Source organism: Saliphagus sp. GCM10025334 (genome assembly GCF_042663485.1).
Taxonomy (GTDB): domain Archaea; phylum Halobacteriota; class Halobacteria; order Halobacteriales; family Natrialbaceae; genus Natronosalvus.
The window spans coordinates 455,995-477,578 of sequence record NZ_JBHTAF010000002.1 but is presented as its reverse complement, the minus strand read 5'-3'; the positions used below and the strand labels follow the sequence as shown (position 1 = coordinate 477,578).

Genomic DNA, 21,584 nt, shown 5'->3' with positions numbered 1-21,584 from the left:
ATGAGACGCCACACATTCACCGCAGCGGTACTGGCTGCGGCGATGATCCTCTCGGTGCTGGCCCCGCTCGGTGCAGCGGCCATGGCCAGCGAGGACTCGCCGCTCACGATCGACGTCGACCAGACCGACGATGTCGTCGTGACGATCGAACGAAACGGAACGGCAGCCGACAACGCCACTCTCGAGGTCACCCCGAGTGACGAGAACGACTCCTACGCGGGTAACGGAACGTACACGGCCGACGAAAACGGGACCGTCGCGTTGCCGACCCCCGAGGAGAACGTCTCCGTCAACCTCACGGCCTCAGACGACAACGTGACGGCCACCACGAGCGTGACGCTCGAGGCGGCCGACGACGAAGACGGTGACGAAGACGAGTCGGCCGACTCCTTCGGTGCCCTCGTCTCGCAGTTCGTCGAGGAGAACCGTAACGACACGGACGGTCCGTTCGGGATCGCCGTCGCGAACTTCGTCGTCCAGAACAACCCCGGGAACGCCCCGGATCACGCCGGTCCGCCAAGCGACGACGAGCGCGGCCCACCAGCCCACGCGGGTCCTGACGGCGATGCGGACGACGATGGTGACGCCGACGACGAAGGCGATGACGCTGATGACGACCGTCGCGGCCCGCCGGACAGAGACGATGACGACGAGCGCGGCCCACCAGCCCACGCAGGTCCTGACGGCGATGCGGACGACGATGGGGAAGAAGTTGACGGGATCGACGAAGCTGACGAAGACAGCGACGACGAAGACGGCGACGACGAAGACGGTGGCGATGAAGACAGCGACGACGAAGACGGTGGCGATGAAGACAGCGACGACGAAGACGGTGGCGACAACTAACTCCGCTCGACCACGATAGAACCCGAATCGAGCCCGAATCAGAACCCGAATCCGGACTGACCCCCCAACCGGCTTCGGGTCGAACGCGCTGCTGGGGGAGCGTACCGGACGCGGTCGCTGTCAGAGGCACCAACGCTCCTCGCCGGATACCCTGCTCTGAACTCCCCCGCGAATTGCCACCTCCTCGAGCCGTCTACTCCACACCCAACGACAGGTTTCTTCGAACTCGTCATCGCTCGAGGCGCCTTCGGTAGGGTTTTGAGCGCCCTCCGTCTCTATCGGAACATGACCGACTATCCACCGATCAGCGACCAGCTATCGGCCGCCGCCGAGGACCCCGACTCGGACGTCCAGGACCTCGAGTCCGCGCGCGAGGAGGGCCGCCGCAAGATGGACTGGGCCGCGCAGCACATGCCGATCCTCACCGCGCTCCGTGAGGAGTTCGAAGCCGACCAGCCGCTCGAGGGCGAGCGTATCGCGATGGCGATGCACGTCGAGGCCAAGACGGCGAACCTCGTCGAGTTGCTGGCCGACGGCGGCGCCGAGATCGCCATCACCGGCTGTAATCCCCTCTCGACTCACGACGACGTGAGCGCGGCGCTCGACACCCACGAGCGCATTACGAGCTACGCGAAACGCGGCGTCGACGGCGACGAGTACTACGACGCGATCCACGCGACGCTCGACCTCGAGCCGACGATCACCGTCGACGACGGGATGGACCTGGTCGCGGCCGTCCACGAGGACTACCCCGAACTCATCGACGGCATCGTCGGCGGCGCCGAGGAGACCACCACGGGCGTTCACCGCCTGCGCGCGATGGACGAAGACGGCGCGCTCGAGTATCCCGTCTTCGCGGTCAACGACACGCCGATGAAGCGGCTGTTCGACAACGTCCACGGTACCGGCGAGTCCTCTCTCGCGTCCATCGCGATGACCACGAACCTCTCGTGGGCCGGAAAGAACGTCGTCGTCGCCGGCTACGGCTACTGCGGGAAGGGCGTCGCGAAGAAGGCCGCCGGCCAGAACGCGAACGTGATCGTCACCGAGGTCGAGCCCCGCCGGGCGCTCGAGGCCCACATGGAGGGTTACGACGTGATGCCCATGTCGGAAGCGGCCGAGATCGGCGACGTCTTCCTCACGACGACGGGCAACCGAGACGTCATCGTCGAAGAGCACTTCGAGGTCATGCAAGACGGCGTCTTGCTGGCCAACGCGGGCCACTTCGACATCGAGGTCGACCTCGAGGGACTCGCCGACCTCGCCGTCGACACGTACGAGGCTCGCGACGGCGTGCAGGCCTACGAACTCGCGGACGGTCGCCGCCTGAACGTGATCGCGGAGGGGCGCCTCGTCAACCTCGCGGCTCCCATCGCGCTCGGTCACCCGGTCGAGGTCATGGACCAGAGCTTCGGCATCCAGGCCGTCTGCGTCCGCGAGATGGTCGAGAACGGCGACGAGTACGGCCCCGGCGTCCACGACGTGCCGGACGAACTCGACAAGGAAATCGCCGAGATCAAGCTCGCCGCCGAGGACGTCGAATTCGACGACCTGACGGACGTCCAGCGCGAGTACATGGGTTCGTGGGACCACGGGACGTAGGTCCGACCGTCGAACGTCTGGTCCGGGATCCCCGGTCGAGCGCACCGTTGGACGCACCCTCACGCACCCTCGAGCGCACGCAGACAGATGGTTTTAAGCGAATCGATCGCCGAGTTGGCGCCATGAGCACTGCAACGAAGGTCGTCGTCACCACGATCGCCGCCTCGGCCCTGTTGGCGCTGCTGTTCGTCGCCCAGTCGATCGTCGCCGCGTGAACGTGATGTTCGAGGAGCGCAGCCTCTCACCGGCCGTCGACGCCGTTCGCGAGGAACACGCCCCTGACGCGCTCGTCCTCGACGCGGGCCGTGACTTCGAGACGCTCCCGCCGGCCCAGGCGGAGGACCTCGGCCTGCTGGTCGAGGGTCTCGAACCGGCGACGTACCCCGCCGAGTGGCTCCCCGAGGACGCCCCGCGACTACTCGCTCGGTACGCCGGCCGCGACTTCACCATCGGGATGCCTGGCGACGGGAGCATCGTCTGGACGCGCCAGACCAGGCCGCCGGTCGTGCTGGTCAAGAGCCGCGTCCAGGGCACTCCGGAACCGTTTCTGGACTTCTTGCTCGCCGAAGCGTTCGTCGAACTCGGCCTCGAGGTGCCCGAGCACTTCCTGGGGTTCTTCGAGGAGACGTATCGAGACCTCGACGCGGCCGTCCCGCTCGAGCCCAACGCCACCTACCAGATCGCCGCGGCGCTGTACGACGGCTGGACGGGGCTCCAAACGCGTGAGGTCTTTCGGTCCTGGACGGACGCGGACACCCATCCCGAACTGGCGGAGGCCTGGGAGGACGCCGGGACGCGACTCGAGAACCGGGTCTCCGAACTTCCGGGGGCCGTCGCCCGCGGCGAGACGGACCTCGCTGACGCCACGGAACTCGCGTGTGCGGCCATCAAACACGGCCTCGAGTTACCGGCCCCGTTCGCGGCCCTCGACACGAGCGCCTACCGCGACCACGGCCCGTCCTACGCGGTTCGGTGGGCCGAGAAGACATTCGCGGCGCTCGAGGACGCGTAACTCCTCGAGTCGTGAGTATTCAAAGCGTGAGTCCTCGAGTGCAGACTCGCGCCTACGAAGCCGCGTTCAGAACTCCGCCGTGACGGTCCCGTCTTCGTCCAGGTCGACGATACCGGCGAACAGCCCTCGGAACTGATCGACGACGTCGGCGTCGTGGACCTCCTCGGAGAGGTGAAACAGGCCGACGGCGTCGTGTTCATCGAGCAACCCCACCAGCCGTTCGACGGTCTCGAGGGCGGCGTCTTCGCCAGCGTAGTAGGCGAGTTCGGTGACCGAGTCGAAACTCAGCCGTACCTTCCCGTCGTTTTCCTCGAGGAAGCGCTCGACCTGTCGGACGATCCCGTCGACGTCGTCGGGGGCGGCGACGTAGTGGACGTCGTCACTCGAGCGCCGGGAGTAGCCCCGCTCGATGCTCAGGGTGTCCAGGATGACGGCGCGGGACTCGTCGACGTCGTAGTACTCGAGTTTCTGGGTGACCTCGCGAGCGGTGGTTCGCGTCGAGATGACGAGAAACGAGTCGGTGTCGGTCTTCAGGAAGTCGGTGTCGATGCGGTCGGTTTCGCCGGTGCTCGGGTGCAGGAGGAGAATCCCCGTCCCACCCGGTACGGTCTCCGGCGTCCCCTCGATTTCGAGCGCGTACTCCATACTGGCGTGAACAAGTTCTGGGATTGACTTAAGGATGCGGATGTCCGTCGGCGTTCGATTTCGACCTCCGTGCGACTGAGCGCTACGGGAACTAGAGCCCCCTCTCGCTCGCGTGTCCGACGTACTCGGCACTCTCGACTCGGTGCGCTTCGTCGGACGAAATGGGACAGAACGGAGGGCTTCGATGGACGGCCGACGCGCACCCGATGCCCACGGGTTCGGCTGTACGACCTCCCTCCACTCCCACCTTTTTAGGCCGTCCTAAAAAATGTGCCGGTCGCGCCTCGCACCCGTCGCGAAACGAAAATTCTTCCCTCGCTCGCGCTCGAGTAGGCGCATGAGCGTTCGCGAGGAGTTCGACGAGTGGGCGGCCGACGGTCGCGACAAGGGGATGGAGGCGCGCCACTGGCACACGGCGAAACACGCGCTCGCGCGCATGCCGGTCGAAGCGGGCGACACGGTTCTCGACCTGGGGTGTGGCAGCGGCTACGCCGGACGCGCCCTCCGGGAGACGAACGACGCTGGAGCCGTCTACGGGCTCGACGGGGCGCCCGAGATGGCCCGCAACGCCGCGAGCTACACCGACGATCCGCGCGTCGGCTACGTCGTCGGCGACTTCGGCTCTCTCCCGTTCGCCGACGACAGCGTCGACCACGTCTGGACGATGGAGGCGTTCTACTACGCCGCGGACCCTCACGAGGCGCTCGAGGAAGTCGCCCGCGTGCTTCGCCCGGGCGGGACCTTCTACTGCGCCGTCAACTACTACGAGGAGAACGTCCACTCACACGGCTGGCAGGACACCATCTCGGTCGAAATGACCCGCTGGAGTCACGACCAGTACCGGGAGGCCTTCCGGGAGGCGGGGCTGTACGTCGCCGAGCAGGATTCGATCCCCGATCGTGAGACCGAGATTCCGGACGAGAGCGCCTTCCCCACCGACGACTGGGAGACGCGCGAGGACATGGTCGAGCGGTACCGAGAGTACGGAACGCTCCTGACGGTGGGCGTCGCGCCCTGACGCTACCGAACTCTTCTCAGCACGTTTTCTCTCCGCCGCTTAGTACGCTTTCTCTCCCGCCGGAATCGTCACCTCGAGCCAGTTCTCCTCGGGCGGGAGCGGACAGTCGAACGTCTCGCTGAACGCACAGAACGGCGAGTACGCGAGGTTGAAGTCGACGACGAGGGCCTGGCCGTCATCGAGGTTGCCGTCGACCTCGAGTTCCATGTATCGGCCGCCGCGGTAACTCTGCTGTCCCGTCGTCTTGTCGCGGAACGGGACGAACAGTTCGGCGGTGCTCCCGTCCTGACTGTAGGCCGCGAGTTCGTACCTTCCCCCCGCGAGGTCCGGATCCGCGCGCTCGAGGTCGAACGCGAGGGTGGCGACCCGGAGGTAGCGCACCTCGCGTCCCGCGGTCGTCTCCATCGCGACGGGGTCTGCCTCGGGGTCGTCCTCGAGGTCGACCGTCGCCGTCACTCGGTACTCGAGGTCCGGGCCGAAGTACGCGAGGCCGTCGAAGTCCTCGCGGTCCTCGGGTGGAATCGGCGACTGGGGGTGATCGGCGAAGAATCGGTCCTTCTCGGCGCGTTTTTCCTCGAGTGACCGGCGGTACTCCTCGCGGTCGACGTCGGTGGCGGCTCCGCGGTCGCTCGAGGAGCCAGGATCAGGGTCAGGGTCGTCGGTCGTCATAACCGCCGATTGGCCTGCCGGACGGGTATGCCTTCCGTACGCAGTACCCCTCCAAGCGTCGACTGATGAGTGAAACCGGATAACCGCTATCGGTTTCACCCATCAGCTCAGGCTCGGAACGCCACTCAGGGGCTCCCCGGCCCGCCGTCGACGTCGGGGAGTCGAGAGGGGTCCTCCTTCGCGGCGCGATACGCGATCAAGAACTCGTAGCCGAACCAGCCGACGACGGTGAGGGCAGTGAGGCCGACGATCGCCAGCCGCTCGAGCCCCTGGGCGCCCCCCACGAACAGGAGCCCGAAGACGACGGTCAGGAAGACCACGATCCGTAGCCGGGTGAGGGGCGATCGCTCGTCGTCGGTGCGTGCGAGGTACAGTTGCGGTGTGGCGACGCCGAGTCCGACGATCACCAGGAAGCCAAAGAGCGGACTCGACCAGCGGGGCAATCCGAGCGCGTCCGTCACGAGGTCCAGCCCGAGGATGACGACGGCGACGAGCGCCATCGATCCCAGTAAGACGCGGCTCTCTCGAGAGACCATACACGGGGATTCGTCCGCCAGCGAGTAGCCGTTTTGGTTCGCGGTCGCACAGGCAGGGCGTCCGCAGTCGTTTTTGATTCCTGAAACCGAACCCGGTTCCGGAACGATTACTCGGCTGTACCTTGGAGGTGGGGGCATGCTGTCGATCGTCGGTCGCTTCCTCTCGCTCTTTCGCGTCGACCGGCGCGTGCTGGCGCTCGCGTTCGCCCGGATGGCCGACGGCGTCGGCAACTCGTTTCTGATCATCGTCATCCCGCTGTACGTCGGCAGCGACCTGGTCGGCGGAAACGCCTTCGGCCTCGAGGAGGCCGTCGTTATCGGCACGATCCTCTCGCTGTACGGCTTTCTCAACAGTAGCGCCCAGCCGTTCACCGGGCGGTACTCCGACCGAACGGGCAAACGAAAGGCGTTCATCCTGGTCGGCCTCGCCGGGTTGGCCGTGACCAACCTGGCGTACGTCTTCGCCGATACGTACGCGCAGCTGTTCCTGATTCGCGGTCTGCAGGGCGTGAGTGTCGCCTTCATCGTCCCGACGTCGATCGCGCTCGTGAACGAACTCGCGACCACGCGGGACCGAGGCGGCAACATGGGCGTCTACAACACGTTTCGGCTGATCGGTTTCGGTGCCGGTCCGGTCGCCGCCGGGGTGGTCGTCAGCGCGGGGCCATATGCGCTGTCGGTCCCCGGGACGAGTGATCTTGGAGTCGCCGTCAACGGGTTCGACGCGGCCTTCTACGTCGCGACGGTCACCGCGGCGGTGAGCTACCTGCTGGTCACCGTCCTGGTCTCCGATCCCGAGACGACGGTGGCGGACGCGGGGTCGGACCTCTCGATCGCCGTGTTCGACCGATCGGGTCGTCACCTCCTCGACCCGGTCTTCACCCTCGGCGTCGCGACGCTCTTTCTCGCGGGCTCGATCGCCCTGTTCGCGACGCTCCAGCCCCAGATCAACGCCCGCCTCGAGCAGGGATCGACCTGGTTCGGCCTCCAGTTCGCCGGCTTCGTGATCGCGCAGATCCTCCTGCAGACGCCGATCGGCCGGGCCAGCGACCGGTTCGGGCGACGGCCGTTCATCGTCGCCGGGATGGTCCTGTTGATCCCGACGACGATCGTGCAGGGGTACGCGTTCACCCCCGAGACGATGTTCCTCGCCAGACTGGCCCAGGGCGTCGCCGGTGCGATGGTGTTCGCCCCCTCGCTCGCGCTGGCGGGCGACCTCGCGGGCGCGGGCGAGTCCGGGACGAAACTGTCGGTACTGACGATGGCCTTCGGGTTCGGCATCGCCCTCGGCCCCTTCGCCTCCGGGACGCTCGTCGGCTACGGCTTTCGAGTGCCGTTTCTCTTCGGCGGCGCAATCGCTGCGGTCGGCGCGGTACTCGTCATAACGCAGGTCGAGGAGACGCTCGAGGTCGACCGAGCCGACGACCAGGACGAACGCGGTGAACCTGCCGACGGGTAGCGTCCATCCGCTTTAGCACTTGAGGCGTACACATATCCAGCCGTGAGATTGTACCACCCGGGTCGCAAGTAGCGGGTGATGGACCCTCTCCCAGCCGTACTCGAGGTCACGATCTACGCCGTCCTGGTCGCGATCGGGCTCGCGGGACTCTCTCTTCACGTCCACTTTCGACGACTCGGCGAGCATCGATAATCGGCTCCGCTGCTGGAGCTGGAACCCGCCTGCAAGCGGACCGGTAGCCACCGATGAGCGCCGACCGGCTCACAGCCTGGGCGGCGATCATCGCACGCTTCGCTACCTTTTTCCCGCCGCTGTGGGTACGACACGCCATGCGAACCGTGCGAGCGCCCGCGACGAGCGCGAACCTCGGCAGTGGCTACGACGTGTTCGGCCTCGCACTCGAGACGCCCGCGGACGTCGTGCGCGTCGAGCGCGCCGAGGAGACCTCGATTTCGGTGACGGGCGCCGGCAGCACCTACATCCCGGAAGATCCGAAGTCGAACACCGTCGGGGCGGTCGCGGAGGCGCTCGGGGTGACCGCCCACATCCACATCGACAAGGGCGTCCGTCCGTCGTCGGGGCTCGGCTCCTCGGCCGCGAGTGCCGCCGGTGCCGCCCTCGCGCTGAACGCCCTCTACGACCTCGGACACAGTCGAACGGACCTCGTCTCGGCGGCCGCCGAGGGCGAGGCGCTGGTCTCCGGGGAGGCTCACGCCGACAACGTCGCCCCGTCGTTGCTGGGTGGGTTCACCGTCGTCACCGAGCACGGCATCACGCAGGTCGACGCGTCGCTCTCGCTGGTTGCCTGTCTCCCCGAAACCGTGGTTTCGACGCGCGACGCCCGCGAGGTCGTCCCCTCGTCGACGTCGCGAGCGGCCGTCACCGAAACCGTGGGTAACGCGGCAACACTCGCCGTCGGGATGACCCGAAACGATCCCGACCTCGTCGGACGGGGGATGGACGACCCCGTCGTCACGCCCGCTCGAGCGGCCCTGATCGACGGCTACGACGACGTCAGGGCGGCGGCTCTCGACGCCGGCGCGACGGGCGTAACGGTCAGCGGCGCTGGCCCGTCCCTGCTGGCGGTCTGTCGGGCCAGCGACCAGCGGGCGGTGGCCGACGCGATGCTCGAGACGTTCGACGACGCGGGCGTCGAGAGTCGTGCCTACCAGACCCGTATTGGCCAGGGTGCAATGCTCTACGACTAACGTGAGAGTCAGCGACCTGCCGACTGACACAAGGATCGGCGTTCCATTGACTGATGTGGCCTGACGATCGATACCCATACACGCGAGGCGCCTCGAGTGCCGAGTATCCGCATGCGCCAGTTCGTCCTCATCGCCCACGACGTCCCAACCGACGCCGACTTCTCGCTCGACGATCTCGCCGGCGGCGCCGGTCGACTCGACGCCCTCTGTCGGTCGATCACCGCCGCGTTCGTCACCTCCCACGGCATCCGCACCGATGTCCAGGTCCACCTCGTCGTCCAGGACACCTACACGATCACCTTCGACGGGCGCGACCTCCGGAACCTCAACCCCGACGAGCGGAGCACCGCCGCGCTGGTCCGAACGGCCCTCGAGCACCGCGAGGAGGCCATCGGCGCGCTGCCCGCCGAGCCGAGCCCCGGGGTCGAACTCTACCGACGCGGGTTCGCCGAAACGCTCGAGGCGGTCACCGAAACGGAGGACGGTCGAGGCCCCGTCGTTCAACTGCACGAGGACGGCGATTCTATCGTCGACGTCGATCCGCAATCGCTCGCCGGCCCCGTGTTCGTCCTCTCGGATCACCACGACTTCACCGAGGAGGAAGCCGACCTGCTCGCCGAGGCGGCCGACCGACGCCTCCGGCTCGGGCCGACACTACTCCACGCCGACCAGGCGATCACCGTCGCGCACCACTACCTCGACACCGAGGGCTACGAGCGAGTTTGATCCGGCACGCGGCCGTCGCGAACGGCCCGTTCGCACGAACCGCACCGAAGCGCAAAGGCCAAACCCCCACCGTCCCATTCACTCATCGAATCCGAAATGTCCGAACGGAAGCGTCTCGTCGTCGTCTGCGGGCTCCCCGGCACCGGAAAAACGACCGTCGCGTCGGACCTCGCGGCTCGGCTCGAGGCCGACCTCGTCCGCACCGACGTCGTGCGCAAGGATCGGTTCCCCGACCCGGAGTACACCGAGACGGAGACGCAGGCGACCTACGAGGCGACGCTCGCCCGCGCGGCCAGGGCGCTCGAGCGCGATGGCGTCGCGGTCGTCGACGGGACCTTCCGCCGGGAGCCCCTCCGCGAGCGAGCGCGGGCGGTCGCCGACGACGCCGACGCCCGGTTCGAACTCGTTCGCGTCGAGTGTGACACGTCCGTCGTCCGCACGCGTATCGCGGAACGGGAAGGCGACGAGAGCGACGCCGACTTTTCCGTCTACGAACTCCTCGAGTCGGAGTTCGAACCGCCGGCGGTACCCCACCACCGGGTGGACAATTCCGGTTCGCTAGCGGAGACCCGTCGTCAGCTGACCGCGATCTGTGAGACGCTCGAGGCACGGGTTTCCTGAATCGGCGTCGAGACCCATTCGCAAACGTTAAACTGTCGGCGGGCCTCGACTCGAGTGCGGGCCGGTGGGGTAGCTTGGTATCCTTCGGCCTTCGGGTGGCCGTAACCTCAGTTCGAATCTGAGCCGGCCCATTTCTCCCACCGAACAACGACGACGAGCGGAGCGAGTCGTCCGTGAGGTGGGGAAATGCAGCCGCGCAGATTCGAATCAGGGAGCGGCTTTGCCGCGACCGTGGTTCGAATCTGAGCCGGCCTCCCGTTCGTCTGGCCGTAGAACTTCTCGCTGTCGATCGGTTGTCGTTGCAGATAACCGGGACGCCTCGAGCCTGCTCGAGCGATGAAACGACCACGTTCTGCAGACACTCGAGAGCCGGCCGCTCGCCGCTGACCGTCGTCGTTCCGTCCTCCTGGCTCGGTTCTCGCCGCCGGTGGCCGGCCTGAACGAAGAGCGGTCGAGTCGACGCAGGTGACTGCTGTCGTTCTCCTGTCGGGCGAATCGCTCCGAGCAATACTTTTATGCTTGCCTGGTATCGATACGCACCAGAGAGGGTGTGAAAGAATGTCACGCAAGGAGACAGTCGGGACCGATCGCCGAACCTTTCTGGCGATCACGGGAACGGGCGCACTGACGACCATCGGCCTGGCGGGTTGTATCGGAACAGAAGGCGATGGAAACGGCGGCAACGGCGGTAACGGTGGTAACGGCGGTAACGGCGGTAACGGCGGCAACGACAGCAACGGCGGTAACGGCGAGTCGCCCGACACCGTCGTGGTTGGACAGCCGGGGTCGTTGACCGGCACGTGGGACTTTCTGCAACCGGCAGCCTCCGACGCGACGGATCTGGCGGTACAGCAGATTAACGACGCTGGCGGGCCGCTTGACGCCGAGTTCGAGGTCAATCGCCAGGACACCACGGTCGACCCGCAACAGGCTCGCGAGGTGCTCCGACAGTTCATCGACAGCGACGGCGTCGCCGCAATCAACGGCCTGTACTCCAGCGAGATCGAACCGCTCTGGGAGTTCATCCAGGAACAGCAAGTCCCGATTATCACGCCATGGCCGGGATCGACGTATCTCGACACCAGAGGCGGGGACAAGGGCACCGACGAAACGGACGACGACGAGTGGCTCTGGCGAACCGTCATCGGCGACACGGTCCACACGGCAGGCGCCGCGGAGGCGATGCTCGAAGAGGCCGGCGTCGAACGAATGGGCATCCTCAGCGCCACGAGCGCCGGCGAGGAGGGCTGGACGCGGCAGTTCACCAACTGGTACGAGGAACTCGGCGGTGAAATCGTCGAGGTCATCTCGGCTGACGAGGGGCAGTCGTCCTATCAGAGCCAGTTGAACGAACTGTTCAGCAACGACTTCGACGCGTGGGCGCTGTCGTTCGCCCTGGAAGACGCGATCACGATCCTCCGCAACTGGGAGGACGGCGGCTACGGCGGGCAGTTGCTGATGGAAGACGGCCTCCGGGACGACTCCCTCATCGACGAAGTCGGCGAACAGGCAGACGGCGCCTGGATCGCCGCCGGCAGTACGGAGGGGCCGAACTACGACCAGTTCCTCTCGAGTTACGAGGAGGTGAGTGACGAAGGACTTCACCCCTGGGCAGTCGCGGCCTACGACGCGACGAACATCATCGCGCTGGCGATCCACCACGCCGGCGAGACGTCTCACCAGGCTATTCAGCGGAGCATCGGTGCGGTTTCTCGCCCCGACGGAACGACCGTCACGACGTTCGCCGAGGGAAAGGACGCGCTCGACAACGGCGACGAAATCAACTACGAGGGCGCCGTGACCGACTGTGATTTCACCGAACACGGAAACGTCTGGGGAGACGTGGTCGTCGAGCGGGTGACGCCCGACGGCTTCGAGACGGAGTTTACTATCAGCGGCGACGACCTGCAGGACGAGATCGACGAGTACTGACGAGTCGTAGAACTATCTATGGAAATTCCACTTGCACAGGAGATCATCTTCGGTCTGGTTATCGGTTCGTACATCGCACTCGGCGCGATCGGGTTTACGCTGGTGTACGGCCTCGTCAACATGATCAACTTCGCCCACGGCGAGTTCATCACGGTCGGGGCGTTCGTCGGGTATCTCGCGGTCGTATTCGGCGGGCTCTCGATCCCGGTGGCCGTCGTCGTCGCCCTGGCGATCACGGCGGTCGTCGGTTGGGTTATTGCCCGCGTCACGTTCGAACCCATGAACGAGGCGGGCGCAGTCCCGTTGCTCTTGATGTCCATCGGACTGGGTCTGGTCTTGCGCAACGGGTTCCGGGTGATCGCGGGACCGTCGCGTCGGACCGTTCCACGGGACGTCACGACGTACCGCTTCGACGACTGGGGCTTCTTCGTCACGAGTCAACAGCTGTTCATCATCGGCGTGACGCTCGTCGCTGTCGTCGTCCTCCACGTCTTTCTCAGCCGAACGATGCTCGGAATCGCGATGCGCGCGACCTCGGACAACGAGGACCTCGCGCTCGTCTCCGGGATCGACACGCGACGGATCAGAAACGCGGTCTGGCTCGCCGCGTCCGGGCTCGCGGGCGTCGCGGGCGTCATGCTCGCCGTCTCGCAGTCGGCCAACCCTAATGTGGGTTTCGGACAACTCCTATTGATCATAACTGCCGCCATCCTCGGCGGCGCGGGCAGTCCCTACGGGGCGATCGTCGGATCGTACCTGCTGGGCATCGGTATCACCGTCTCCGTCGCGTTTCTTCCGTCCGGACTGACTGAACTCAACGCGACCATGGCGTTCGTCGTCCTCATCGTCGTCCTGCTCGTTCGTCCCGGCGGCCTCGTCAACGCGGAGGTGCGGACGTCGTGAGTGCCCCAACGAACCGGCTCGAGAACCTGCCGATCGACGCGGTCCACGTCGGACTCGCGTTGCTGGTGCTCTCGATAGCCTTCGTGTTGAGTCCGCTCTTCGTCCAGCCGCCGGGCGGCTCGTTCGTCTTCTTCGAAGTCGGTGTCCTCTTCTTCCTGTACGCGATGATCCTGGTCGGATTGAACCTCCAGTTCGGCCACGCGGGACTGGTCAACTTCGGCCCGGTCGCCTTCTTCGCGGTCGGCGGCTACGCCGCAGCAATCTTGACCGCGAACGATCCGTACCAGGCCGTCGGGCTCGGGTTTCCGTGGCCGATCGGGGTGGTCGCCGCCGTCCTCGCCGCGGCTGCACTCGGCGTCTTGATCGGCGTCTCGACGCTCAGGCTTCGCGACGACTTCCTGGCCATCGTCACGCTGGCCGTCGCCGAAATCGTCCACGGGTTGATCGTCGCGTTCCGCGACGTGACCGGCGGAACGGTCGGCCTCACCAGCGTGCCGCGGCCGATCGCTGGGACCACCGACGTCGGCGGCGGTGCGGCGCTCGTGTCGACGATCATCGTCTTCGCGGCGCTCGCGGTGGTCTTCTACGGCGTCTTCCGCCGCCTGTCGGCCTCGCCGTACGGACGCGTCCTCCGCGCGATTCGCGCCGACGACCAGGTGACCGAGACCCTCGGCAAACGCGTGTTCCGGTACAAGGTCGCCGTGTTCGTCTACGGCGCCGCGATCGCGGGACTGGCCGGGGCGCTGCTGGTCTTCTACAACGGCGCCGCCGCGGAGGGCTTTTTCACCATCGACGTGACCGTCATCGTCTGGGTCGGGATGCTCATCGGCGGGGCGGGCAACGACCGTGGCGTCATCGGCGGGCTCGCAATCATCATGGGCTTTCAGCTGTTGACGCGCTTTTTCAACGACGCGATTCCGTTCATCACCCAGGACCAGTTCGCCTCGATCCGGCTGATGTTCGTCGGGCTCCTGTTGATGCTCATCATCAGGTACCGCCCGGAGGGTCTCTGGGGCGACGCCGACAGGCTGGGGGTGGAGTCGTGACACTGCTCGCCGTCGAGGACCTTCGCCGGTCGTTCGGCAGCCTCGTCGCCGTCGACGGCGTCACCTTCGAGGTCGAGACCGGCGAGATCGTCGGCATGATCGGCCCGAACGGTGCCGGGAAGACGACCACGTTCAACTGCCTCTCGAGTGTCATCGAGTGCGACGCCGGAACCGTCACGTTCGACGGGGAGGACGTCACGACGCTCCCACCTCACGCCCTCGCGCGACGGGGGCTCGTCCGGACCTTCCAGCGAACCCGCGAACTGGAGACGTTGACCGTCGAGGAGAACGTGCTCGTCCCGGCGCTCGATCACCCCGGCGAGCGAGCCTGGCACGCCGTCGGCCGGACGGATGCGAGCGAACGTCGCGAAGCCGAGGCCCGGCAACGGGCGCTCGAACTCCTCGAGGTGTTCGACCTCGAGACGATGGCCGACGAGTACGCCGGCACCCTCTCCGGGGGCCAGCGCAAACTCCTCGAACTCGCCCGGTCGCTGATGCTCGAGCCGAAGATGTTGCTGCTCGACGAGCCGTTTGCCGGCGTCAACCCGTCGTTGACGAAGGAGATCGTCGCACACATCGAGGCGCTCAACGAGGACGGTCTCACGCTGCTCGTCATCGAGCACGAACTGGAGACGCTGACCGAACTGGTCGACCGCCTGGTCGTTCTCGCGGACGGGCGGGTTCTCGCGACCGGGACACCGGCGGAGATCATGGAACACGAGGAGGTCATCGATGCCTATCTGGGCGGATGAGCCACGAGGTGATGCGATGAACGAGACACTATCCAGCCAGGACGGCTCGAGTGGACGAGACGAGTCGAACGGTTCGCGACGAGGATGGGGTGGCCGATGAGCCTGCTCGAACTCACCGACCTGGACGCGGGCTACGGCGAGCTACAGGTGCTGTACGGGGTGGATCTCCACGTCGACGACGGCGAGTACGTCGCGATCGTCGGCCCCAACGGCGCGGGGAAATCCACCGCGATGAAGGCCATCGTCGGGCTGGCGACGCACATGGGCGGCGACATTCGATTCGACGGCGAGACCGTCGCCGGACTGGAGCCACAGGCGATCATCGACCGCGGCGTCGGCTACGTTCCCCAGACCGAGAACGTCTTCCCGTCGCTGACGGTCGAGGAAAACCTCCGCATCGGCGCGTACCTGCTGGGCGACCTCCCGGACGATCGGCTGGCGGTGGTCCTCGAGCAGTTCCCGATCCTCGAGGAGCGCCTCGACCAGCGGGCGGGGAACCTCTCGGGCGGCCAGCAACAGATGCTCGCGATGGCGCGGGCGCTGATTCCCGACCCGCCCCTGCTGTTGCTCGACGAGCCGTCTGCGGGGCTCGCCCCGGATCTCGTCGACGAGATGTTCGACCACATCGACGCGATCAACGACCGCGGCGTCACGATCCTCATCGTCGAACAGAACGCGAAGACGGCGCTTCGCCGCTGTGATCGCGGCTACGTCCTCGCTCAGGGGGAAAACCGGTACGTCGACGAGGGTGAGGTGCTGTTGAACGATCCCGAGGTGCGGCGGCAGTTTCTCGGCGGGTAGCGAGACGTTCGGGTCGTCATTGCTCAGGTGGTGTCGCTCGAGTCGTCGTTGCTCGAGCACCGGTTCCTTTTGGCGATCACCCCCTCCTCGCCGGCTGCAACGCGAGACGCGTTACAGCGAAATCTCCGTCCCGGCACCGCGCTCCAGCGCCCGTCGATAGACCGTCGCCCCCGCGGCCGCGTCGAGCGTCGCGGAACCGACGCTGTCGACGACGATCACCTCGTCCGGGGATCGACGCTCGTAGCCGTCGGTGACCAATTCGCCGAGCGCCACGAGGTCCTTGGCGCCGAGGCTGGTGGCGAGGACGTCACCCGTTTCGGCGACCTCGGACGGGACGTCGGCGAACACCGTGCCAGCGTCCTCGAGAACGGCCGGTTCAACTTCTTGCATCTCGGCGGTGAACGCGCCGACGGCGACGACGAGCGCCCCCGACTCGAGCGCGTCGGCCGGGAACACCGGCTCGGTCGCGGTCGTCGCGGTCACGACCACGTCGGCTCCGTCGACGGCGGTCGCCGGGGTGTCGACGGCGCGGGCGGGAATCTCCTCGTCGCGCAGGTCGGCGGCACAGGCGTCCCGGGACGCACTCGGCGAGTAGATTCGCACGTCCTCGAGCGTGGCGACCGTCTCGATGGCCCGGGTCTGCCAGCGAGCCTGCGCGCCTGCGCCGACGACGCCGAGCGTGATTGCATCGGGGGCGAGTTCGCGGACCGCGAGCGCGCCGAGACAGCCCGTTCGGGCGTTCGTGATGGTCGTCCCGCCCACGAACGCCTTCGGAACGCCGGTCCGGGCGTCCGTGAGGACGATCTGTGCGTGAATCGTCGGCAGCCCGCGGTCTGCGTTCCCCTCGTGGACGCCGACGAGTTTCGTCGCGTACTGGTCGTCGCCGTGAACGTAGGCGGGCATCGCGATCCCGGTTCCCAGCGGTTCGTCCCCCTCGAGCCCCGAGCCGACGGGGAAGTGCGGTCGGTCGGGCCGTTCGACGTCACCCGCGGCCTGTTTGACGAGCGCGTCCCCGACCACGTCGACGAGGTCGGCGAGGTCGAGCGTCTCCTCGACCGCTGCTTCGGAGAGGACGAGTACCATGGGCGGCCATCGCCGTCTTCGGACTTAGCTTTTGGTTACGGGCCATCCGAATCGGCGGGTGCCTCGAGTCGGCGAACGATTATGCCCCCCGGGGCCGATGGAGGGTCATGAACGTAGTCGTCGTCGGTGGGGGCATCGTTGGCCTCTCGTCGGCACACTATCTGGCCGAGCGTGGGGCATCCGTGACGCTCTACGAGCGCGGATCGCTCGGCGCCGGGAGTACCGCCCGTGCGGCCGGCGGGATTCGGTCGCAGTTCTCGACGGCGGTCAACGTCGAACTCTCGCTCGCCAGCAAGCGCGTCTGGAACGCGTTCGAGGAGACCTTCGGCGTCGACATCGGGCTTCGAAAGAACGGCTACCTGTTTCTCGCCCGCACCGAGTCCACCGCCGACGGGTTCCGCGAGAACGTCCACATGCAACGGCGTCTTGGGGCCGAAAGCGAGTACCTTTCGCCGACGGAGGCGACCGACCACTGCCCCGGACTGGACCCCGAGCCGTTCGTCGGCGCGACGTTCAACCCCGACGACGGCGTGGCGGATCCGAACCTCGCCGTACAGGGGTACGCGGCGGCGGCCCGGGAACTGGGCGTCGAGATACGAACGGGGACGGCCGTCACGGACGTCCGCCTGGATGACGGCCGAGTCGTGGGCGTCGACGTGCAAGGAACCGATGGTCGCGAACGACGCGAGGCGGACTACGTGGTCAACGCCGCCGGGGCGTGGGCGGGCGCGCTCGCCGAGCTGGCTGACGTCGAGTTGCCCATCTCGCCGCGACGGCGACAGGTCGCGGTCGTCGATCCGACGCCACCGATGCCGGAATCGATCCCGCTGACCATCGACCTCGAGACGGGGTCGTACTTTCGCCCCGAACGCGAGGGAATCGCCCTCGTCGGGGGCCACTTCCCCGAGGACGACGACCCGGAGATGGATCCGGGCCACTTCGACGAGGGAATGGACCTCGAGTGGGCGGCCCGCGCCGTCGAGTACGCGGCGGACTACGCCGAGTACTTCGGCCCGGACACCCGGATCAGACGGGGCTGGGCGGGATTGTACGCGGTGACGCCGGACCACCATCCGATCATCGAGGAGACGATTCCCGGTTTCGTGACCGCCGCGGGCTTCTCGGGACACGGATTTCAGCACGCCCCGGCGACGGGGCAGATCGTCGCGGAGATCGTGCTCGACGGCGAGGCAACCCTCGTCGACGTGTCGGTGCTCGACAGCGGTCGGTTCAACCGTGGTGAGACGCTCGCCGAACGAAACGTCGCCTGAGGTTACGGACTCGGCGTCCTCCGCTGGGCGGGAATCGATGGATGCGTTATGCGGGCGTACCGTTCTCGAGGTCCGCAATTGGATAGCGAGGCACCCGAACGCTCGAGCGATTCTCAGGATTGAATCTTCTCGACGATGTCTTTCGCCTGCTCTCTCGCCTTCTCCTCGCCGACCGACTTTTTGATCAGGACGCTCTGGACCTTCCAGTCGTCGTCGCCCTCCGTGTTGCCGGTCCTGACCTCCGCGCCCTCCGAGACCGACTCCGCCGGGTTCTGCGCCCAGTCGGGCGTGCGAATTTCGTCGAACTGGTCGGGGTTGCGAAACCGGACGTGGATGTAGTCGTCCTCGGTCTCGACGGTCTCGATGTCGGGTACGTCTGCCATGTCTGGGTGGTCACGGTGGAGGAGCAAAAACGGCCAACCAGCAGGTTCACGCTCGCCGGCCGACCTCTCGAGCGAGTGGCTGAACCCGGTCCTACTCGAGGTGGGGGAAGGAGTCCATCGGTAGTCCTGGCGGGGACGCCGTCGGGTCCCGCGCCGGATCAGGTGACGTCGCGGGAGTCGTCGAACCGGTTCGTGAACACCCGGGCGAGCCCGTCGAAGTACCCTGTCCCCCAGAGGCCGACGAGGACGGCACCGACGGCGTTGAACAGGAGGTCGAGTGCAATGTCGCTCGTTCCGTACTGGGCCAGGACGGCTTCGCCGCCGACGAGGCTGGCGAGGCCACCCGACCCGAACTCGAGGATCTCCCAGGCAACGCCGAAGGCAAGGACGAAGATCACGAGAAACACGAACCGAAACCCAGTGGGGAAGTCTACGCCGCTTTCCGTGCGCTCGAGGGCGTCGACGACGGCGTACCCCAGACCGGCGACGAGCGTCGCCGAGAGGGTGTGTGTGAGCTGGTCGAACCACCCGAACGTCGTGTACAGCCCGATCGCGCCGACCGTGTGGAGGAACGCGGCAGCGGCGATCCAGAGCGCGAGCCCCGCTCCCATCTCGTGGCCGGACGTTCGGCGGACGAGGGTCGGGGCGAAGGTGAGCGCGAGCGGGAGCGCGGCGTTGACGAACAGCGCCGGATCGACGGTGACGACCGCGTAACCGACCAGAAGCGCGAGCGCGCCCTGGAGCAGCCTCACTCCTCGCCAGCACCATCGTTCGGAGAGTCCGAGGACAGTGTCGCTGTCGCTCGTCTCCGCCTCGCTCGAGGTGCGGTGATTCCGTCCCTCGTCGTGGCCCGCTCGTTCCTGCGTCAGATCACCGTCTGCGTCGTCGCGCTGGAAGAAGTAGAGGACGAAGAGCGCGCCCGCGAGCCCACCGAAGGCGGTCGCGTAGACGATGTCCCACATGAGGGGGACCACCCCCGTGAGGTGGGCCGTACCGAGCAGTGCGTCGCTGGTCCACTGGAGAATAACCCAGCACCCGGCGACGGCCATCGTCGCGAGGACGACGAACGAGACGGCAAACCGCGACGTCATCTCGACCGAGGTGTACGTATCGAGTTCCACGGCGATGAGCAGCGCGATGGTGGCGACCGTGAGAAATCCCGCGATAGGAATCGACGCCACCAGACGCACTACCAGCGGTACTGCCGCGAGCGCCAGCACCTCCCACGGGAGTATCACGAGCGGGTCCCATCGACGCAGGGTCGGGACGAGCGCGAGTACGACGGCCGTCGCCCCGAGTGCCGCCCAGACGAACGCTCCCGCTCGAGCGCTCACGATTGCCGTGACGACGATCGCGGCGACGATCGACCAGGCGAGCGCAGCGTTCGCTCGCTCGCTCTCGACGATAGCTGCGAGCACGTTCATGGGCGATATACGCGCTCAACCCCTCTAAATCGACCACCTGATATGTGCCCGTGAACGTGCTGTCGAACCCCCTCTACTCGAGCATCGATACGAGAAGTGCAGCGGGGCGTCCTCGGTACCTTGCGCCGGAGTCACGTGTCGGACTCGCGGGCACCGATGGCCTGGGCGACGTGACTGAGCGTGACCAGTCCGAGTCCCCCAACGAGGTTCCCGGCCGTCGAAACGATCGCTATCAATGTCAAGGTGGCGACGCCGATGTCCGCCCCGAACCGCATTCCGAAGAGCACGTGCAGGACGGTGACGACGACGTGATCGAACGGTCCGAGGGCCAGCAGGACCCCGACGATGTAGGCGACGGTGATGCGGCCCCCGTCGCTATCGACGGACACGAGGAGGTGAGAGAGCAACGCCACGAGAACACCGCCCGCTATGGCGTCTGCGAACATTCCCGCGCTCTCCCGGTGGGCGAGTCCTTCGGCGGTCGTACTCATCGCCGCTCCCGACCCGGGGGGAAGCGCGCCGTCGACCGACATGACGAAGACGAAGAGCGTGCCACCGACGAGATTGAACACGAGGGTGAGCGACCACAGGCGAAGCAGCGGACCGACGAGCCACGAATCTGATCGTTCGACGGCCGCCGCGACCGGATCGAAGAAGTTCTCGCTGAACAGTTCCGCGCGACCGACGACCAGCAACACGACGCCCACGCCGAACGCGAGTGCGCCCGCGACTCTCGCTACGTCGCCGAACTGTGGCTCGACCGTCGCGTGTACGATGCCGAGCGCTATGATTCCGAAGACGATCGTGAACCCGGCGATGAACCCCGTCGCGGCGAGTTCGAGCAACGGCTGCTCGAGACGTCGCCTCCCTTCCTCGGCCGCACGATAAAATATCTCCGAAGGGTCCGTAACGTCGGACATATTTCGATAACCGTTCGATTCTATGCGGGAAAAAAGGAGGGCTTGCCCGTCCGAGGGGGAGAATCACGTGAGACTCGTCTCGAGTCAGCCGGTCCGTTCGGTGGCGGAAGGCGATCCCGATCGTCCAGCGTCTACGACCGGGAGTACTCTCTGGATCTGCCGGTTTTCAGCCCTTCTACGGCTCGAGGACGATCTGGTGGTCGGCGTCGACGGTAACGAGCCAGTCGCCGTACTCGAAGGAGAGCGCCCAGGATCGGCGTTCGGAGCCGGACCGCGGTTGGGCCACGAGTCCGTTCAGTGCGTCTGGATTGATCGCATCGAAGAGCGGCGGGAGCGAGAGCGGATCGCAGCCGTCGGCAGCGGCGACGGCGTCGATGATCGCCTGTGCGGGCGTTTCCTCCTCCGGATCGAACGTGTAGGCGAGCGGGGCCTCGGCGGTCGATTTCAGGTGATCCGGACTGACAGCGGATCCCGGCGTTTCGACGGCGCCCGCAGTCGCCGACTCCGTTTCCAGACCTCCTCGACCGCTCGTGTCGGACCTCGAGTTTCCGTCCTCAGTTCCTGGCCGTATCATCAGCACTACACAGACGACGCCAACGGAAGAAGGGCCGTTTTGACGACGAAACAGGCTTATATAGGGGGTGGTCTCGACACAGCTGTCGCGACAGTCACGGCTGCGACGACAATCGCAGCGACGACGATTACGGCGACGATTTCCTGGAGGCCT

21 protein-coding genes, 1 tRNA gene and 1 pseudogene are annotated in these 21,584 nt (G+C 66.5%); 15 read left to right on the top strand and 8 right to left on the bottom strand.

Annotated features, from left to right (window positions below):
• The 3 genes from ACFQO4_RS10625 to ACFQO4_RS10615 all read left to right on the top strand — a co-directional run bounded on the left by ACFQO4_RS10625 (nucleotide 1) and on the right by ACFQO4_RS10615 (nucleotide 3,460).
• Complete coding sequence (locus ACFQO4_RS10625; RefSeq protein WP_500260889.1) at nucleotides 1-846, top strand: hypothetical protein; 846 nt, start codon at nucleotides 1-3, stop codon at nucleotides 844-846.
• Nucleotides 847-1,131: 285 nt separating this feature from the next.
• Entirely contained in the window at nucleotides 1,132-2,448 is a 1,317-nt protein-coding gene (locus ACFQO4_RS10620) for an adenosylhomocysteinase (protein ID WP_500260888.1), read from the top strand.
• A 220-nt stretch (nucleotides 2,449-2,668) separates the two neighbouring features.
• Nucleotides 2,669-3,460 (top strand): DUF7089 family protein, encoded by a 792-nt coding sequence (locus ACFQO4_RS10615; RefSeq protein WP_500260887.1) that lies wholly within the window; start codon nucleotides 2,669-2,671, stop codon nucleotides 3,458-3,460.
• A 66-nt stretch (nucleotides 3,461-3,526) separates the two neighbouring features.
• Here ACFQO4_RS10615 and ACFQO4_RS10610 read toward each other — a convergent pair whose 3' ends face one another.
• Complete coding sequence (locus ACFQO4_RS10610) at nucleotides 3,527-4,105, bottom strand: DUF7090 family protein (protein WP_500260886.1); 579 nt, start codon at nucleotides 4,103-4,105, stop codon at nucleotides 3,527-3,529.
• A gap of 337 nt (nucleotides 4,106-4,442) precedes the next feature.
• On the opposite strand from ACFQO4_RS10610, the gene ACFQO4_RS10605 reads away from it, so the two are divergent.
• Nucleotides 4,443-5,123 carry a class I SAM-dependent methyltransferase gene (locus ACFQO4_RS10605; RefSeq protein WP_500260885.1) on the top strand — a complete coding sequence of 227 codons (681 nt, stop codon included), beginning with the start codon at nucleotides 4,443-4,445 and terminating at the stop codon, nucleotides 5,121-5,123.
• 39 nt (nucleotides 5,124-5,162) lie between these two features.
• On the opposite strand, the gene ACFQO4_RS10600 is transcribed toward ACFQO4_RS10605, so the two are convergent.
• Both ACFQO4_RS10600 and ACFQO4_RS10595 read right to left on the bottom strand, forming a co-directional pair.
• The gene (locus tag ACFQO4_RS10600; protein ID WP_500260884.1) at nucleotides 5,163-5,792 is read right to left on the bottom strand and encodes a DUF1684 domain-containing protein; all 630 of its coding nucleotides are present in this window, start codon (nucleotides 5,790-5,792) and stop codon (nucleotides 5,163-5,165) included.
• Between the two features lie 125 nt (nucleotides 5,793-5,917).
• Nucleotides 5,918-6,328: a hypothetical protein gene (locus ACFQO4_RS10595; protein WP_500260883.1), complete on the bottom strand. Its 411-nt coding sequence runs from the start codon at nucleotides 6,326-6,328 to the stop codon at nucleotides 5,918-5,920.
• Nucleotides 6,329-6,464: 136 nt separating this feature from the next.
• Between ACFQO4_RS10595 and ACFQO4_RS10590 the strand changes: the two genes are divergently transcribed.
• The 10 genes and pseudogenes from ACFQO4_RS10590 to ACFQO4_RS10545 all read left to right on the top strand — a co-directional run bounded on the left by ACFQO4_RS10590 (nucleotide 6,465) and on the right by ACFQO4_RS10545 (nucleotide 15,776).
• On the top strand, nucleotides 6,465-7,787 hold the full coding sequence (locus tag ACFQO4_RS10590; protein WP_500260882.1) for an MFS transporter: 1,323 nt from the start codon (nucleotides 6,465-6,467) through the stop codon (nucleotides 7,785-7,787).
• Between the two features lie 329 nt (nucleotides 7,788-8,116).
• On the top strand, nucleotides 8,117-8,995 hold the full coding sequence (locus tag ACFQO4_RS10585) for a homoserine kinase (protein WP_500260881.1): 879 nt from the start codon (nucleotides 8,117-8,119) through the stop codon (nucleotides 8,993-8,995).
• Between the two features lie 111 nt (nucleotides 8,996-9,106).
• Complete coding sequence (gene trmY / locus ACFQO4_RS10580; protein WP_500260880.1) at nucleotides 9,107-9,721, top strand: tRNA (pseudouridine(54)-N(1))-methyltransferase TrmY; 615 nt, start codon at nucleotides 9,107-9,109, stop codon at nucleotides 9,719-9,721.
• 36 nt (nucleotides 9,722-9,757) lie between these two features.
• Nucleotides 9,758-10,342 (top strand): annotated as a pseudogene (locus tag ACFQO4_RS10575) (P-loop nucleotide/nucleoside kinase family protein); the annotation flags it as partial.
• Nucleotides 10,343-10,400: 58 nt separating this feature from the next.
• Nucleotides 10,401-10,473 (top strand) — tRNA-Pro (locus ACFQO4_RS10570).
• Between the two features lie 427 nt (nucleotides 10,474-10,900).
• On the top strand, nucleotides 10,901-12,274 hold the full coding sequence (locus tag ACFQO4_RS10565) for an ABC transporter substrate-binding protein (RefSeq protein ID WP_500260879.1): 1,374 nt from the start codon (nucleotides 10,901-10,903) through the stop codon (nucleotides 12,272-12,274).
• An 18-nt stretch (nucleotides 12,275-12,292) separates the two neighbouring features.
• Nucleotides 12,293-13,177: a branched-chain amino acid ABC transporter permease gene (locus tag ACFQO4_RS10560; protein ID WP_500260878.1), complete on the top strand. Its 885-nt coding sequence runs from the start codon at nucleotides 12,293-12,295 to the stop codon at nucleotides 13,175-13,177.
• A complete protein-coding gene (locus tag ACFQO4_RS10555; protein WP_500260877.1) occupies nucleotides 13,174-14,223 on the top strand; it encodes a branched-chain amino acid ABC transporter permease in 1,050 nt (349 codons plus the stop codon). The genes ACFQO4_RS10560 and ACFQO4_RS10555 overlap by 4 nt, the downstream gene beginning before the upstream one ends.
• Nucleotides 14,220-14,975 carry an ABC transporter ATP-binding protein gene (locus ACFQO4_RS10550; protein ID WP_500260876.1) on the top strand — a complete coding sequence of 252 codons (756 nt, stop codon included), beginning with the start codon at nucleotides 14,220-14,222 and terminating at the stop codon, nucleotides 14,973-14,975. The genes ACFQO4_RS10555 and ACFQO4_RS10550 overlap by 4 nt, the downstream gene beginning before the upstream one ends.
• A 96-nt stretch (nucleotides 14,976-15,071) precedes the next feature.
• Nucleotides 15,072-15,776 (top strand): ABC transporter ATP-binding protein, encoded by a 705-nt coding sequence (locus tag ACFQO4_RS10545; RefSeq protein WP_500260875.1) that lies wholly within the window; start codon nucleotides 15,072-15,074, stop codon nucleotides 15,774-15,776.
• 111 nt (nucleotides 15,777-15,887) lie between these two features.
• On the opposite strand, the gene ACFQO4_RS10540 is transcribed toward ACFQO4_RS10545, so the two are convergent.
• Nucleotides 15,888-16,859, bottom strand: a complete 972-nt coding sequence (locus ACFQO4_RS10540) for an ornithine cyclodeaminase family protein (RefSeq protein WP_500260874.1) — start codon at nucleotides 16,857-16,859, stop codon at nucleotides 15,888-15,890.
• Between the two features lie 107 nt (nucleotides 16,860-16,966).
• On the opposite strand from ACFQO4_RS10540, the gene ACFQO4_RS10535 reads away from it, so the two are divergent.
• On the top strand, nucleotides 16,967-18,130 hold the full coding sequence (locus ACFQO4_RS10535; protein WP_500260873.1) for an NAD(P)/FAD-dependent oxidoreductase: 1,164 nt from the start codon (nucleotides 16,967-16,969) through the stop codon (nucleotides 18,128-18,130).
• A gap of 113 nt (nucleotides 18,131-18,243) precedes the next feature.
• On the opposite strand, the gene ACFQO4_RS10530 is transcribed toward ACFQO4_RS10535, so the two are convergent.
• From ACFQO4_RS10530 to ACFQO4_RS10515, 4 genes are all read right to left on the bottom strand, one after another.
• Nucleotides 18,244-18,513 (bottom strand): hypothetical protein, encoded by a 270-nt coding sequence (locus ACFQO4_RS10530; RefSeq protein WP_500260872.1) that lies wholly within the window; start codon nucleotides 18,511-18,513, stop codon nucleotides 18,244-18,246.
• 158 nt (nucleotides 18,514-18,671) lie between these two features.
• Nucleotides 18,672-19,937: a DUF2238 domain-containing protein gene (locus ACFQO4_RS10525; protein WP_500260871.1), complete on the bottom strand. Its 1,266-nt coding sequence runs from the start codon at nucleotides 19,935-19,937 to the stop codon at nucleotides 18,672-18,674.
• Between the two features lie 131 nt (nucleotides 19,938-20,068).
• Nucleotides 20,069-20,857 (bottom strand): formate/nitrite transporter family protein, encoded by a 789-nt coding sequence (locus ACFQO4_RS10520; RefSeq protein ID WP_500260870.1) that lies wholly within the window; start codon nucleotides 20,855-20,857, stop codon nucleotides 20,069-20,071.
• 175 nt (nucleotides 20,858-21,032) lie between these two features.
• Nucleotides 21,033-21,431 (bottom strand): HalOD1 output domain-containing protein, encoded by a 399-nt coding sequence (locus ACFQO4_RS10515; protein WP_500260869.1) that lies wholly within the window; start codon nucleotides 21,429-21,431, stop codon nucleotides 21,033-21,035.
• Nucleotides 21,432-21,584: the final 153 nt, after the last annotated feature.

Coding starts and splice junctions, on each gene's coding strand:
- ACFQO4_RS10625 (WP_500260889.1), top strand. CDS start 1: ATGAGACGCCACACATTCACCGCAGCGGTACTGGCTGCGGCGATGATC.
- ACFQO4_RS10620 (WP_500260888.1), top strand. CDS start 1,132: ATGACCGACTATCCACCGATCAGCGACCAGCTATCGGCCGCCGCCGAG.
- ACFQO4_RS10615 (WP_500260887.1), top strand. CDS start 2,669: ATGTTCGAGGAGCGCAGCCTCTCACCGGCCGTCGACGCCGTTCGCGAG.
- ACFQO4_RS10610 (WP_500260886.1), bottom strand. CDS start 4,105: ATGGAGTACGCGCTCGAAATCGAGGGGACGCCGGAGACCGTACCGGGT.
- ACFQO4_RS10605 (WP_500260885.1), top strand. CDS start 4,443: ATGAGCGTTCGCGAGGAGTTCGACGAGTGGGCGGCCGACGGTCGCGAC.
- ACFQO4_RS10600 (WP_500260884.1), bottom strand. CDS start 5,792: ATGACGACCGACGACCCTGACCCTGATCCTGGCTCCTCGAGCGACCGC.
- ACFQO4_RS10595 (WP_500260883.1), bottom strand. CDS start 6,328: ATGGTCTCTCGAGAGAGCCGCGTCTTACTGGGATCGATGGCGCTCGTC.
- ACFQO4_RS10590 (WP_500260882.1), top strand. CDS start 6,465: ATGCTGTCGATCGTCGGTCGCTTCCTCTCGCTCTTTCGCGTCGACCGG.
- ACFQO4_RS10585 (WP_500260881.1), top strand. CDS start 8,117: ATGCGAACCGTGCGAGCGCCCGCGACGAGCGCGAACCTCGGCAGTGGC.
- trmY (WP_500260880.1), top strand. CDS start 9,107: ATGCGCCAGTTCGTCCTCATCGCCCACGACGTCCCAACCGACGCCGAC.
- ACFQO4_RS10565 (WP_500260879.1), top strand. CDS start 10,901: ATGTCACGCAAGGAGACAGTCGGGACCGATCGCCGAACCTTTCTGGCG.
- ACFQO4_RS10560 (WP_500260878.1), top strand. CDS start 12,293: ATGGAAATTCCACTTGCACAGGAGATCATCTTCGGTCTGGTTATCGGT.
- ACFQO4_RS10545 (WP_500260875.1), top strand. CDS start 15,072: ATGAGCCTGCTCGAACTCACCGACCTGGACGCGGGCTACGGCGAGCTA.
- ACFQO4_RS10540 (WP_500260874.1), bottom strand. CDS start 16,859: ATGGTACTCGTCCTCTCCGAAGCAGCGGTCGAGGAGACGCTCGACCTC.
- ACFQO4_RS10535 (WP_500260873.1), top strand. CDS start 16,967: ATGAACGTAGTCGTCGTCGGTGGGGGCATCGTTGGCCTCTCGTCGGCA.
- ACFQO4_RS10530 (WP_500260872.1), bottom strand. CDS start 18,513: ATGGCAGACGTACCCGACATCGAGACCGTCGAGACCGAGGACGACTAC.
- ACFQO4_RS10525 (WP_500260871.1), bottom strand. CDS start 19,937: ATGAACGTGCTCGCAGCTATCGTCGAGAGCGAGCGAGCGAACGCTGCG.
- ACFQO4_RS10520 (WP_500260870.1), bottom strand. CDS start 20,857: ATGTCCGACGTTACGGACCCTTCGGAGATATTTTATCGTGCGGCCGAG.
- ACFQO4_RS10515 (WP_500260869.1), bottom strand. CDS start 21,431: ATGATACGGCCAGGAACTGAGGACGGAAACTCGAGGTCCGACACGAGC.